Source organism: Actinokineospora inagensis DSM 44258, from assembly GCF_000482865.1.
In the GTDB taxonomy this organism is placed as follows: domain Bacteria; phylum Actinomycetota; class Actinomycetes; order Mycobacteriales; family Pseudonocardiaceae; genus Actinokineospora; species Actinokineospora inagensis.
The window spans coordinates 12,479-26,056 of sequence record NZ_AXWW01000048.1 but is presented as its reverse complement, the minus strand read 5'-3'; the positions used below and the strand labels follow the sequence as shown (position 1 = coordinate 26,056).

The 13,578-nt window shown below is 71.6% G+C and carries 13 protein-coding genes; all 13 read right to left on the bottom strand.

The features are described 5' to 3' along the window. Positions 1-555 precede the first annotated feature (555 nt). A complete protein-coding gene (locus H504_RS0118300; protein ID WP_026316873.1) occupies positions 556-897 on the bottom strand; it encodes an RNA polymerase-binding protein RbpA in 342 nt (113 codons plus the stop codon). Positions 898-971: 74 nt separating this feature from the next. Then, a complete protein-coding gene (secG, locus tag H504_RS0118295) occupies positions 972-1,205 on the bottom strand; it encodes a preprotein translocase subunit SecG (protein ID WP_026423954.1) in 234 nt (77 codons plus the stop codon). Positions 1,206-1,414: 209 nt separating this feature from the next. After that, positions 1,415-2,200 (bottom strand): triose-phosphate isomerase, encoded by a 786-nt coding sequence (gene tpiA, locus H504_RS0118290; RefSeq protein ID WP_026423953.1) that lies wholly within the window; start codon positions 2,198-2,200, stop codon positions 1,415-1,417. Then, positions 2,200-3,387: a phosphoglycerate kinase gene (locus H504_RS0118285; RefSeq protein WP_026423952.1), complete on the bottom strand. Its 1,188-nt coding sequence runs from the start codon at positions 3,385-3,387 to the stop codon at positions 2,200-2,202. Before H504_RS0118285 ends, tpiA begins: the two co-directional genes overlap by 1 nt. A 10-nt stretch (positions 3,388-3,397) precedes the next feature. Next, on the bottom strand, positions 3,398-4,402 hold the full coding sequence (gap, locus tag H504_RS0118280; RefSeq protein ID WP_026423951.1) for a type I glyceraldehyde-3-phosphate dehydrogenase: 1,005 nt from the start codon (positions 4,400-4,402) through the stop codon (positions 3,398-3,400). A 1,263-nt stretch (positions 4,403-5,665) separates the two neighbouring features. Continuing rightward, positions 5,666-6,652, bottom strand: a complete 987-nt coding sequence (gene whiA, locus H504_RS0118275) for a DNA-binding protein WhiA (protein WP_026423950.1) — start codon at positions 6,650-6,652, stop codon at positions 5,666-5,668. Positions 6,653-6,716: 64 nt separating this feature from the next. Continuing rightward, positions 6,717-7,664: a gluconeogenesis factor YvcK family protein gene (locus H504_RS0118270; RefSeq protein ID WP_026423949.1), complete on the bottom strand. Its 948-nt coding sequence runs from the start codon at positions 7,662-7,664 to the stop codon at positions 6,717-6,719. A gap of 80 nt (positions 7,665-7,744) precedes the next feature. Beyond that, positions 7,745-8,629, bottom strand: a complete 885-nt coding sequence (gene rapZ / locus H504_RS0118265) for an RNase adapter RapZ (protein WP_026423948.1) — start codon at positions 8,627-8,629, stop codon at positions 7,745-7,747. Continuing rightward, positions 8,626-10,683 (bottom strand): excinuclease ABC subunit UvrC, encoded by a 2,058-nt coding sequence (uvrC, locus tag H504_RS35795; protein WP_035304825.1) that lies wholly within the window; start codon positions 10,681-10,683, stop codon positions 8,626-8,628. The genes rapZ and uvrC overlap by 4 nt, the downstream gene beginning before the upstream one ends. A 70-nt stretch (positions 10,684-10,753) precedes the next feature. After that, positions 10,754-11,779, bottom strand: a complete 1,026-nt coding sequence (locus tag H504_RS0118255) for a GDSL-type esterase/lipase family protein (protein WP_026423947.1) — start codon at positions 11,777-11,779, stop codon at positions 10,754-10,756. Positions 11,780-11,930: 151 nt separating this feature from the next. Further along, positions 11,931-12,458: a Rieske (2Fe-2S) protein gene (locus H504_RS0118250; RefSeq protein WP_245614332.1), complete on the bottom strand. Its 528-nt coding sequence runs from the start codon at positions 12,456-12,458 to the stop codon at positions 11,931-11,933. A gap of 520 nt (positions 12,459-12,978) precedes the next feature. Continuing rightward, positions 12,979-13,326 carry a type II toxin-antitoxin system PemK/MazF family toxin gene (locus tag H504_RS0118245; RefSeq protein ID WP_026423945.1) on the bottom strand — a complete coding sequence of 116 codons (348 nt, stop codon included), beginning with the start codon at positions 13,324-13,326 and terminating at the stop codon, positions 12,979-12,981. Further along, a complete protein-coding gene (locus H504_RS35790; RefSeq protein WP_035304822.1) occupies positions 13,313-13,561 on the bottom strand; it encodes a hypothetical protein in 249 nt (82 codons plus the stop codon). Before H504_RS35790 ends, H504_RS0118245 begins: the two co-directional genes overlap by 14 nt. Positions 13,562-13,578 lie beyond the last annotated feature (17 nt).

Here is a 13,578-nt window from a genome sequence, read left to right as displayed (position 1 = left end):
CGCCAGATCCCGCAAGCCCCCCCCGATCGAGCACTTGCCGATCCACCCCACCATCCGCCACCCAGAGCCCACCCACCCGGGGTTCGGGGGCCCATTCCTGAACGTAGCGCACCGGCCGACCTGTCAAGAGCACCCAACGCCCCGCTGTGGACAACCCAGCACCCTGTGGACAACCGGCCCGCCCAACCTGCGCTTGGCGCGGCAACGACCCCCGCGATCCGCAGGTTCAACAGCCGACGAGCAGCGCCTGCCGCGGCAACCGCCCCCACCATCCCCAGGCCCCACAACCAGCGGGCAGCGCCGACCGTGGCAACCACCCCGCGATCCGCAGACTGCCCACCGACCTACGACGCTTGGCACGGCAACGGCCCCGCGGTCCGCGACTAAACAGCCAACGGCTGGCACCTGCCGCGGCTACAACGCCCCCGATCCACAGGCCGCCCAACTGACCCGCAGCAACCGCCCCCGCCACCCACCTGACCCGCACCCCGAACAGCCGACGGGTCCGCGCCCCCAACCGGGGGTACGGGCCCGTCGACCGGTTGCCACCCGAGCTCAGCCCTCGCGCTTGGCGCGGAGTTTGGCCAGTGCCTCGGCCAGGATGGCCTCGCCGTCGGCGTCGGAGCGGCGCTCCTTCACGTAGGCGAGGTGCGTCTTGTAGGGCTCGTTGCGCGGGGCCTTCGGCGGCGCCTGTTCGTCGAGGCCCGCGGGCAGGCCGCAGCGCGGGCAGTCCCAGGACTCGGGCTTCTCCGCGTCCAGCGCGAAGGACGGACGGGATTCGTGTCCGTTGGCGCACCAGTAGGACACCCGCTGCCGGGGCGCCGACTCGCCGCGCTCGGACTCTCCCATGGGACCAGCACCGACCCGGGTACCCCGGATCGCGTTACCACCGGCCATTGATGTTCACACCCCCACCACGTGGTTCGACGCGGATGCCCGCGTCGGATCTCCAACCAGCCGCACGCGCCGACTCAGCTGATCTTGACCAGCAGGCCGAGGCCGACGACGCAGATGACCCAGACCGCGCCGACGAACAGCGTGACCCGGTCGAGGTTCTTCTCGACCACGCTGGACCCGGAGAGGCTGGACTGCATGCCGCCGCCGAACAGCGAGGACAAACCGCCACCCCGACCCCGGTGCAGCAGCACCAGCAGGATGAGCAGAAGGCTGGAAACGATCAGAGCGATCTGCAGCGTCAGAATCATCGGGTCCTCGCGGTCGTTCGGTTGAGGCCCCAGATTACCTGGTGACCTCGCCGTGTTCGACCACCGCCCCGACCCGGCGTGCCGATCCGATTACCGGATTTCCCCGATCCGGCCCGAGAATTCATCGGCACGTGCATCCGCACACCCCCCGAATAGCCGAAAAGCGCCGGGGCTGATCACTCCCCGGCGCTCCGACCTGCGTGAACGGGTTACGGCAGCGGTCCGCCCGCCGCCATCGCGCACAGCTTGGTGAACTCGTCGGCCTGCAGGCTGGCGCCGCCGACCAACGCGCCGTCGACGTCCTCCTGGGCGACCAGTTCACCGATGTTGCCGGATTTCACCGAGCCGCCGTAGAGGACACGCACGCCCCCGGCCACCTCGTCGCCGTACTTCTCGGCCAGGGCGCCGCGCAACGCCTTGCACACCTCTTGCGCGTCGGCGGCCGTGGCGACCTTGCCGGTGCCGATGGCCCAGACCGGCTCGTAGGCGACGACGACCTTGCCCGCCTGCTCCGCCTTCAGCCCCTTGAGACCGGCGATGAGCTGCTCGACGCAGTGCTCGACGTGCCCGCCCGACTCGCGGACCTCGACCTTCTCGCCGAGGCAGAGGATCGGGGTGATGCCGTGCTTGAGCGCCGCCTTGACCTTCGCGTTGACCAGTTCGTCGGTCTCGCCGTGGTACTCGCGCCGCTCGGAGTGCCCGACGGTGACGTAGCTGCAGCCCAGCTTGGCCAGCATCAGGCCGGAGATCTCGCCGGTGTAGGCGCCGGAGTCGTAGCGGGAGACGTCCTGCGCGCCGTACCGGATGAGCAGCTTGTCGCCGTCGACCATGGTCTGGATCGACCGGATGTCGGTGAACGGCGGCAGCACCGCCACCTCGACCTTGGCGAAGTACTTCTCCGGCAGCGAGAACGCGATCTTCTGCACCAGGGCGATGGCCTCGAGGTGGTTGAGGTTCATCTTCCAGTTACCGGCGATCAATACCTGCCTGGCCATCAGCCCTCCAAGACGGAGACGCCAGGAAGGTCCTTGCCCTCCAGGTACTCCAGCGACGCGCCGCCGCCGGTGGAGATGTGCGAGAACCCGTCCTCGGGCAGGCCCAACAGCCGCACCGCGGCCGCCGAGTCGCCGCCGCCGACCACGGAGAACGCCGACGAGTCGACGATCGCCTGAGCCACACCACGGGTGCCCTCGGCGAACGGTGCCAACTCGAACACGCCCATCGGGCCGTTCCAGAACACGGTGCCCGCGTCCGCGACGACCTCCGCGTAGCGCTCCACGGTGATCGGGCCGACGTCCAGGCCCTTCCAGCCCTCGCGGATGTTGGCGGCGAGCACGGTGTGCGTGTTCGCCTCGGCGGAGAAGTCGTCGGCGATGACGATGTCCGCGGGCAGCACGATCTTGTCCGGGTGCTCGGCCAGCAGCCGCTTGCAGGTGTCGATCATGTCGGCTTCCAGCAGCGAGTCACCGACCCCCAGTCCCTCGGCGGCGAGGAAGGTGAAGCACATGCCGCCGCCGACGAGGATCCGGTCCACCTTCGGCAGCAGCGACTCGATGACGGCGAGCTTGTCCGACACCTTGGACCCGCCGAGCACGACCACGTACGGCCGGGCCGGGTCACCGGTGAGCCGCTTGAGCACGTCGACCTCGGCGAGGACCAGGCCACCGGCGTACGCGGGGAGCTTGCCCGCCACGTCGTAGACCGAGGCCTGCTTGCGGTGCACGACACCGAAACCGTCGGACACGAACGCGTCGGCCAGCGCGGCGAACTCGTCGGCCAGCACGGCCCGCTCACCGGCGTCCTTGCTGGTTTCCCTCGGGTCGAAGCGCACGTTCTCCAGCAGCGCGACGCCACCGTCGACCAGTGCGTCCACAGTGGACCGAGCGGACGGGCCGACGACGTCGGTGGCCAGTGCCACCGGGCGGCCCAGCAGCTCACCCAGCCGGGCGGCGACCGGCGCCAGCGAGTACTTGGCCTCCGGGGCGCCCTTGGGGCGACCGAGGTGGGCGGCCACCACGACCCGGGCCCCCGCGTCGGCGAGCCGGGAGATGGTCGGCAGCGACGCGCGCACCCGGCCGTCGTCGGTGATCTTGTCGCCGTCCAGCGGGACGTTCAGGTCGGCGCGCACCAGCACGCGCCGACCGGCAACGCCCTCGGCGAGCAGGTCGTCGAGAGTCTTCAAAACCGGGTCCTCAGAGCTTCGAGGCGACGAGCGCGGTCAGGTCGGCGAGGCGGTTGGAGTAGCCCCACTCGTTGTCGTACCAGCCGACGACCTTGACCTGGTTGCCGTTGACCTTGGTCAGCGGCGAGTCGTAGATGCACGACGCCGGGTCGGTCACGATGTCCGCCGACACGATCGGGTCGGTGTTGTAGCGCAGGATGCCCTTGAGCGCGCCCTCCGCGGCGGCCTGGTAGGCGGCGTTGACCTCGTCCAGGGTCACATCGCGCCCCAGGTTCACGGTCAGGTCGGTGGCCGAGCCGGTCGGCACCGGGACGCGCAGCGCGTAACCGTCCAACTTGCCGTTGAGCTCCGGCAGCACCAGCCCGATCGCCTTCGCCGCACCGGTCGACGTCGGCACGATGTTCAACGCGGCCGCCCGCGCCCGACGCAGGTCCTTGTGCGGGGCGTCCTGCAGGTTCTGGTCCTGGGTGTACGCGTGGATGGTGGTCATCAGACCGCGCTCGATGGTGAACGAGTCGTGCAGCACCTTCGCCAGCGGCGCCAGGCAGTTGGTGGTGCAGGAGGCGTTCGAGATGACGGTCTGCGACCCGTCGTACTTGTCCTCGTTCGCGCCGAGCACCACGGTCAGGTCCTCACCCTTGGCCGGGGCGGAGATGATGACCTTCTTCGCGCCACCCTCGTCCACGTGCTTGCGCGCGTCGGCCGCGTTGGTGAAGAACCCGGTCGACTCGACCACGACGTCGACGCCGAGGTCCTTCCAGGGCAGCTTGCCCGGGTCGCGCTCGGCCAGCGCCTTGATGGTGGTGTCGCCGACCTTGATCCCCTCGGCGGTCACCGACACGTCCTGCGGCAACCGGCCCAGGATGCTGTCGTACTTCAGCAGGTGGGCCATGGTCGCCACGTCACCGAGGTCGTTGAAGGCCACGATCTCGATGTCGTGGTCACTGGCCTGCACGGCACGCCAGAAGTTGCGACCGATCCGACCGAAACCGTTGACACCTACGCGAACCGTCACCTGGGTCTCCTCGTCTGCGACAGTATTGAGCCGAACCGTCCTGGCCCGGCGCTGCACCCGCCCTTTCCCCGGAACCCTAGCGTTCACGCCACCGCGCGCAGGTCAAGAGGTCAGCGGTCTCTCTTTATCGAATCAGACCCGGGGTCACCGGGACAACTGTTCGACGACCACGCAGTCGGACCCCCACCCGTACCCGCCCCCACGAACTCCCCCGCTGCCCACCCGGTCAACCTGCCCCGCTGCCAACTCACCCCGCTGCCGACCCACCCCTTGGGCGACTCAGCACTGTGCAAACCCTCCGCAAACCCACCCACGGATCAAGCTGCCCATCTGTCGGCTTGTCCACTCCCAACCCGAAGCTCCGCCGGCCCTCCCCAACCCGCCCCACGGCCCAATCCACCCCACTGGCGACGTGCCCCACCGCCAACCCACCCCACTGGCGACTCGCTCCTCCGGCGACTCGACACTGCGCCAACTCGACGCCCTGCCAACCCGACCGCCCCGCCAGCCCGGCCCCCGCCAACCCGACGCCCCGCCGACCCGGCCCACTGCCAACCCGACCGCCCCGCCAACCCGGCCCGCCAACCCGACGTCCTGCCAACCCGGCCCGCTGCCAACTTGACGACCTGCCAACCGACGCCCTGCCAATCCGCCCCCGCCAGCCCGACGCCCTGCCGATTCGGCCCTCCACCAATCTGCCCCCTGCGCCAACCCGGCCCACTACCGGCTCGACGCTCCGCTACCCGACCACCGTCAACTCGACACCCCGACAACACAACACCCTGGTGACTCAGCCAGGAACACGATCACGACGCCCCCACGGAGCCGCCCTCAACAACGTCCGGACCGCCCACCGGTACATCCGGACCGCCCACAGGCCACCGAGTTGTCCACAGGCAACGGCACACACCCCTATCGATCTTGCGCCGCCGGTAGACTGGCCTCGGGGACGCCCCCCGGGAAGGGTGGGGGCCGCCCGGGACCAGGTCCGGTGAGGTCAAGGGCAGTTTCGCGGGGTCTCGTCGCACGCCGGGGTTGGTCGGCGGGCAGGGCGGAAGCAGCGAACACCTCCTGGAGACAGCGAAGTGGAGTCCGCCAGCCCCCACGCCGGGCGGACCCCACTTCACTCCCCCTACGGGTGCCCCTCCCCCAAGCGGCACCCGCGCTCCCGGTAGTCAGGAGGGGCGGGGTGTGGGCGCAGATACCGGGCGAGACCCAGATCACAACACTCGTTGGTGGGTTGTCCGGTGTGGGCGGTCGGGGTCAGGCGTCGGCTTCGAGCATGTCGGGGGTGACGGCGGACTCGGTGTCGGGGAGGCCGAGGTCTTTGGCTCTCTTGTCGGCCATGGCCAGGAGTCGGCGGATGCGGCCCGCGACGGCGTCCTTGGTCATCGGGGGGTCGGAGAGTTGGCCGAGTTCTTCGAGGGAGGCCTGTTTGTTCTTGAGCCTCAGTTCGCCCGCGGCGGTCAGGTGATCGGGGGCTTCGGGGCCGAGGATCTCCATGGCGCGCTGGACGCGGGCGGCGGCGGCGACGGCGGCGCGGGCGGAGCGGCGGAGGTTGGCGTCGTCGAAGTTGGCCAGGCGGTTGGCGGTGGCGCGGACCTCGCGGCGCATCCGGCGTTCTTCCCAGGCGAGCACGCTGGAGTGGGCGCCGAGGCGGGTGAGCAGGGCGCCGATGGCGTCGCCGTCGCGGACGACCACGCGGTCGGCGCCGCGGACCTCGCGGGACTTGGCGGCGATGCCCATCCGGCGGGCGGCGCCGACGATCGCCAGGGCGGCCTCGGGGCCGGGGCAGGTGATCTCCAGGGCGGACGAGCGGCCGGGCTCGGTGAGCGAGCCGTGCGCCAGGAACGCGCCGCGCCAGGCGGCCTCGGCGTCGCAGACACCGCCGGAGACGACGGGGGCGGGCAGGCCGCGGACGGGGCGGCCGCGCGGGTCGAGCAGGCCGGTCTGCCGGGCGAGGCCGTCGCCGTCCTTGACCACGCGCACCACGTAGCGGGTGCCCTTGCGCAGGCCGCCGGAGGTGATGACGTGCACGTCGGCGTGGTGGCCGTAGAGCTCGTGGATCTCCTTGCGCAGCCTGCGGGCGGCGGACCCGGTGTCCAGTTCGGCCTCGACCACGACCCGGCCCGCGACGATGTGCAGGCCCCCGGCGAAGCGCAGCAGCGAGGACACCTCGGCCCGGCGGCAGCACGTCTTGGACACCGCGAGCCTGCTCAGCTCGTCCTTCACCGCGGGGGTCATCGCCACAGGGTCCTCCTCTCCTGGCCCGGGTACGGGCGCCGGTACATCCCACCACGACCGCGGGGCGGGTTCAGCGCGCCCTCACCGCGGCGACCGCCCGGCGCAGGCTGTCCGCCAGGGCCGCCGGGTCGTGCCGGTCCGGGGTCGGGCCCGCCGCCACCGAGGCCAGCCAGGTGTCCGCGCCGAGCGCCGCGGCCGCACGTCGGAGCCGGTCCGGGGTGGCGACCGAGTCGGCGTCGGCGATGACCGCGTCGACCCGCAGCCGGGGCGCGTGCTCGCAGAGTACGTCCAGGTGGCGCTCCGGCGAGAATCCCGCGGTTTCCCCCGGTTGGGGGACGAGGTTGAGCACGACGACCCGGGCAGCGGTGGTCCGGACAAGCGCCTCGTGCAGCTCCGGGACCAGCAGGTGCGGCAGCACGCTGGTGAACCAGGACCCCGGTCCGAGCAGCACGACGTCCGCGCCGAGCACCGCGTCGACCGCCTGCGGGCACGCCTTGGGCGTCTCCCCCACCCGGTCGGCGTGGTGCAGCCGGATGCGCCGGACCCGACCGGGGGTGGTGGCGACCGCGACCTGGCCCCGTATCCGCCGGACCGTCGCCGGGTCCTCCTCCAGCCCGGTGACCTCGGCCTCGATGTCCAGCGGGTCGGTCGACATGGGCAGCACCCGACCGGTCACGCCGAGCAGCCTCGCCGCCTCGGCCAGCACCTCGACCGGGTCGCCCACGACCTCCAGCAGGCCGGCCAGCACCAGGTTGCCGACGGCGTGCCCGGCCAGCGCACCGGTGCCGCCGAACCGGTGCTCGAACACGGTGCGCCACGGCCCGTCCTCGGCCGCCAGCGCGACCAGCGCCTTGCGCAGATCACCGGGCGGCAGCAGCCCGAGCTCGCGGCGCAGCCTGCCGGACGAACCCCCGTCGTCGGCGACGGTGACCACGGCGGTGACGTCCGGCGTGATCAACCGCAGCGCGCTGAGCGTGACGTGCAGGCCCCGCCCACCACCGAGGGCGACCGCGCGCAGCGGCGGCACCGCCCCCGCCTGCCGCGCACCGGCGGCGGGGGTGGGTTCGGTTGGGTGGACCGGTCCTGGTTCTGGTGCGGTCACTCGCGCCCCAGGTCGCGGTGCACGACCTTGACCGCCATGCCGTCCTCGTCGGCCAGCCTGCGGGCGAGCTCCTCGGAGATGGCGACGCTGCGGTGCTTGCCGCCGGTGCAGCCGACGGCGAGGGTCAGGTAGCGCTTGCCCTCGCGGCGGTAACCGGCGCCGATGAGGCGCAGGAGCTCGTGGTAGCGGTCCAGGAACTCGTCGGCGCCCTCCTGGCTCAGCACGTAGTTGCGGACGTCGGCGTCGCGGCCGGTCTGGTCCTTGAGCTCGGGTATCCAGAACGGGTTGGGCAGGAAGCGGACGTCCATCACCAGGTCGGCGTCCATCGGCAGGCCGTACTTGTAGCCGAAGGACAGCACGGTGACCCGGGTGGTGGCGGAGGCGTCCGAGCCGAACGCGTCCTCGATCTTGGCGCGCAACTGGTGCACCGACAGCGTGGAGGTGTCCAGGATGAGGTCGGCCTCCTCGCGCAGCGGGCGCAGCAATTCGCGCTCGGCGGCGATGCCGTCGATGAGCCTGCCCTCGCCCTGCATCGGGTGGCCGCGGCGGACCTGCTCGAACCGGCGGACCAGCACGTCGGTGGTGGCCTCCAGGAACAGCACCCTCGGCCGGTAGCCGCGCGCGTCGAGGTCCTTGATGATGGCCGACAGGTCCTCGGTGAAGGCGCGCGAGCGCACGTCCATCACCACGGCGACCTTGGTGATCACGCCGCGCGCCTGGGCGCCGAGCTCGACCATGGTGGAGATCAACTCCGGCGGCAGGTTGTCCACGACGAACCAGCCGAGGTCCTCCAGGCACTTGGCCGCGGTACTGCGGCCCGCCCCGGACAGACCGGTGACGACGGCGACCTCGATGCCGGGGCCGCCCGTTTCGCTGCTCACTGCTGCTGTTCCCCTGCCTTCGGCGCGGCGGGCTCGTCCGCCAGCGCGCTGTGCACTGCCTTCGCGGTGGCCACCCCGATGCCGGGGACCCCGCTGATCTCGTCGATGCTGGCGTCCCGCAGCCGCTTGAGCGAGCCGAAGTGCTTGATCAGCACCGATTTGCGGCCCTGCCCCAGGCCGGGGATGTCGTCCAGCGCGGACGCGGTGAGCTTCTTCGACCGCTTCTGCCGGTGGTAGGTGATGGCGAACCGGTGCGCCTCGTCGCGGACCCGCTGCAGCAGGTAGAGCGCCTCGCTGGTGCGCGGCAGGATGGCGGGCTCCGGGTCGGCGGGCAGCCACACCTCCTCCAGCCGCTTGGCCAGGCCGATCACGGCGACATCGGTGACCCCGAGGTCGGCGAGGACGTCGGCGGCGGCGTTGGCCTGCGGGCCCGCGCCGTCGACCACCAGCAGGTTGGGCGGGTAGGCGAACCGGCGCGGCCTGCCGGTCTCCGGGTCGATCCCGGGCCGGGGCTCGGGCACCGCGACCGGACCGGACGGCTCGCCTGGTCGGCCGACCTGATCCGCACTGCCCTGAACAGCCGTGGGGTCGTCCGCGCGGCGCTGGTCGAGTCGGTCCTGGGTGGGGGCGACCTTGCTGAACCGGCGGCGGACCACCTCGGCGATGGAGGCGACGTCGCCCTCGGTGGCGGCCTCGCGGATGGCGAAGCGGCGGTACTCGGACTTGCGGGCCAGGCCGTCCTCGAACACCACCAGCGAGGCGACCACGTCGCTGCCCTGGTTGTGGCTGATGTCGACGCACTCGATGCGCAGCGGCGCGGAGTCCAGGCCCAGGGCGTCCTGCAGCTCCTGCAGCGCGGCCGAGCGGGCGGTGAGGTCACCCGCGCGGCGCAGCTTGTGCTGGGTGAACGCCTCTTTCGCGTTGCGCTCGACGGTCTCCATCAGCGCCCGCTTGTCGCCGCGCTGCGGGACCCGCAGGGCGACCTTGGCGCCACGCAGGCCGGAGAGCCAGTCGGCGACCGCGTCGGCGTCCTCGGGCAGCTCCGGGACCAGCACCTCGCGCGGGACCGGGCTGGTCTCCTCACCGCCCGCCTGCTGGAAGTCGGCCTGGTCGCCGTAGAACTGGCTGAGGAACCGGTCGACCAGGTTCGCCACCGGGGACTGCTCGTCGCCGTCGTCGAGCCGGTCGATCACCCAGCCGCGCTGGCCGCGGACCCGGCCGCCGCGAACGTGGAAGACCTGGACCGCGGCCTCCAGCTCGTCGAACGCGAAGGCGACCACGTCGGCGTCGGTGCCGTCGCCGAGCACCACGGCCTGCTTCTCCAGCGCGCGGCGCAGCGCCCCGATGTCGTCGCGCAGCCGGGCCGCCCGCTCGAACTCCAACTCCTCGGCGGCGACGGCCATCTCCTTCTCCAGCCGCTTGACCATGGCGTCGGTCTTGCCGGAGAGGAAGTCGCAGAAGTCCTCGACGATGGCGCGGTGCTCGTCCGCGCTGACCCGGCTCACGCACGGCGCGGAGCACTTGTCGATGTAGCCGAGCAGGCAGGGGCGGCCGATCTGGCCGTGCCGCCGGAACACGCCCGTGGAGCAGGTGCGGGCCGGGAACACGCGCAGCAGCAGGTCCAGCGTCTCCCGGATCGCCCAGGCGTGCGCGTACGGGCCGAAGTAGCGCACGCCCTTGCGGCGCGGGCCGCGGTAGACGTGCAGCCGGGGGAACTCCTCGCCGAGGGTCGCCGCCAGCACCGGGTACGACTTGTCGTCGCGGTAGCGGACGTTGAACCGCGGGTCGAACTCCTTGATCCAGTTGTACTCCAGTTGCAGCGCCTCGACCTCGGTGGACACGACGGTCCACTCCACGCTCGCGGCGGTGGTCACCATCTGCCGGGTGCGCGGGTGCAGCGAGGCGACGTCGGCGAAGTACGAGTTGAGCCTGCCGCGCAGGCTTTTCGCCTTGCCGACGTAGATCACCCGGCGGGTCGGATCCCGGAACTTGTACACGCCTGGGGCGTCCGGGATGGTGCCGGGTGAGGGTCGGTAGGTGGACGGGTCGGCCACGACGACAACACTACGGCGGGGGACCGACAGTCACCGCACCCGGCACCACTCGGCGGGCGGTCTTCGCAGGTCAGGCTACGGCATGGAGGGCGCCATCCGAGCCTGTCAGGCAGCGGGCGGCCTGCGCTTGGGTGCCGAGGAACTCGGTGAGGCAGCGGCCGAGTTGGGCGTGACCGCGGGCGTTGGGGTGGAAGGACTGCTGGGCCATGTGGATGCCGACCGAGTCGAGGCCGCCGTAGACCCAGGCGTACGGGTCGACGACGACGCGGTTCTGCCACTCGGTGGCGGTGCTGTCGCCGCCGCTGCACGCCTCATGCGCCTCGGTGGCTCGCGAGAAGTCCAAGTAGGACAGTCCGGTGCGCGCGGCGATGGCGCGGAAGGCGTCGGCGAACTGCGGGACGGCCTCGGTGCGGCCGTAGGCGGCGTCGTCGAGGCGGAGCGGGCAGCCCTGCGGGCCGTGCTTGATCGCGTCCATCTTCTCGGTGATCGGCGAGGCGTACGAGGTGATGACGAACCGGTAGTCGCCGTCGGCGTACCCGGCCTGGCGCATGGCGGTTTTGATGTCGGCGACGGCCTTCTCGACCTTCGGCGCCATCGCGGCGAGCCGAGCAGGCCACTGGGTGCGGAGGTCCTGCGCGCAGCCGGGGCCGAACGGGTTGATCCACCGCTTGATACAGCCGAGCAGGGTGTCGGCGAAGGCGGGGTCGTCGTTCGCGCCGACCTGGAGGACGACGGCCAGCACCCGGTTGGACCGGGCGACGTCGATCAGCCGCCGCGCCTGGGAGCCCTCGCCGTAGTGGGTGGTGTCGGCGAGGGACACGTCGGCCGAGTCGGCGCCGGAGCAGGCGAGGTTGACGGTGCGCTGGGCGACGGTGGTCTGGTGGATCAGGGCGTTGGCGGAACGGTGGCACCAGTCGCCGTTCTCGCCGCGGGTGCCCGCCTCGTAGTCGCCCGCGCCCTCACCGGAGATCGCGCTGTCACCGAGGGACACGACGGCGGTCGGCCGGTCGTCGGCCGCGGCGGTCGGGCTGAACTGGGGGATGGTGACCAGGCCCGCGGCGAGCAGGACGCTCGCGAGCAGTCGGGTGGTTGGCATGGGTGGCCTCCCGGGTCGGCCGATGGTTGACCTTGACTCAACCACCGCCGATCCGGTGAATCCATAACCCGAACGGCCCTGCCGCCGGAGACCGTCCGGCGCACCCCTAGCGTCCACTGTGGACAGCGGGTCACCAGGGGTGCGCCGGGGTTCAGGCCAGCACGACGTTGTCACCCTGCACGGCGACGTTGATCGTCTTCAGCCCGGACGGGCTGGGGCCGCCGGTTCGGGCACCGGTGCTCGCGTTGAAGGTGCTGTTGTGCCGGGGGCAGGTGATCACCCCACCCTGCGGCGGGTCGACGGTCGCGCCCTGGTGCGGGCAGGACGGGTCGAACGCCTTGACGGTGGTGCCCGAGCGGACGAGCAGGATCTGCCCGCCGGACGGGTTCGCCACCAGCACTCCCCCGCCGTCCGGGATGGCCGACACGGTGCTCAGGGCGCCACTGGCACCGCTCGAGCCGCCGGTGGTGGCACCGCCGGTGGCACCACCGGTGGTGCCTGCCGCTGGGGTGGTGGTCGTGGTGGTGCCACCGGAGCCGCCGGAACTACAGGCCGCGAGCACGCCCGGGGCCACGAGCGCGACCATCAAGCCGCACAGGACCTGCCGCCTGCTCGCCGCCGCACCCCCAACCTGCTGGGTGGGCGCCTGGTCGACTGTGGTGGGGTCGACAACGGTCACGCTGAGCCTCCTCGGTGTCAGTTCAGGGATACACCGGGGCCTACGTGACCGCCCGGTGACGGGTTCACCGGTCCGGGTCATTCACAGCGCACGCTCAGGTTCAGCCCCCGATTCACCGGCGATGCACAGCAAGATCCACCCGACCACACCCCAAGTGGACACCACACACCCTCGACCGCCGAACGACCAGCACAGCGACGAGCACAGCGACGAGCCGAGGACGACCTGTCAGGACGGCGCGCGAGCGGTCGCGGTCGAGGCGCACAGCCACAACCAACGCGCGGACAGTCCACTCGTGTGTCAGCCGAGAGCGCCCAGCACTGCCAGGTCGCGCGGCCGACCATGCGGAGCGCACCAAGCCGAGTGACCGCAACGGGCGGATGGCGGGAATCGCGCTGCCGACCACCGGGGTGGTGGCTGGTCGGTCATCTTCCTGCCGATCGCGCGGCCAGGCCGTGCGGCGACGCGGAGCGCACGGGCGACCAAGCCACCCACCAGCGGCGCGCGGGGCATCCGCCGGTCAGAGACCTAAGTGGATTCGCAGCGCGTCGTCGAGGGCCTTGAGCAGGGGGCCCGGGACGCGGCCGAGTCTGCGGTGGAGGCGGGAGGCGGCGATGGAGCGGACCTGTTCGGCCTGGGCCTTCGAGTCGGCGAGCAGGCCGCAGTCGGCGCCGGGGAGCAAGACCTGGAAGGGGAACACCCGGGCGGTGTTCGAGGTGATCGGGACGACGGTGACCACGCCCCGGCCGAAGCGCTGGGCGGCCTGGTTGGCGGCGTCGTTGCTGACGATCACGGCGGGGCGGACCTTGTTGGCCTCCGAGCCGCGGGTGGGGTCGAGGTCCACCAGGTGGATGTCACCGCGTCGCATGGGCCGGTTCTCCCAGCAGGCGTTCGGCGTCGACCACGGTGGACTCCCACAGCTCGGCGTCGGGGCCGCCGTCCCACTCGGCGAAGGCGGCCGCGTACTCCTCGCGCAGGGCGTTCTCGCGCAGCAGGCCGATGGCCAACTGGATCACCGACGAGCGGCTCTCCGTGTCGAACCGGGTCAGGTACTCGTCGATGAACTGGACGTCCGCCTCGGGCAGGCTCACACTCAGTTTCACACCGGCGATGCTACCAC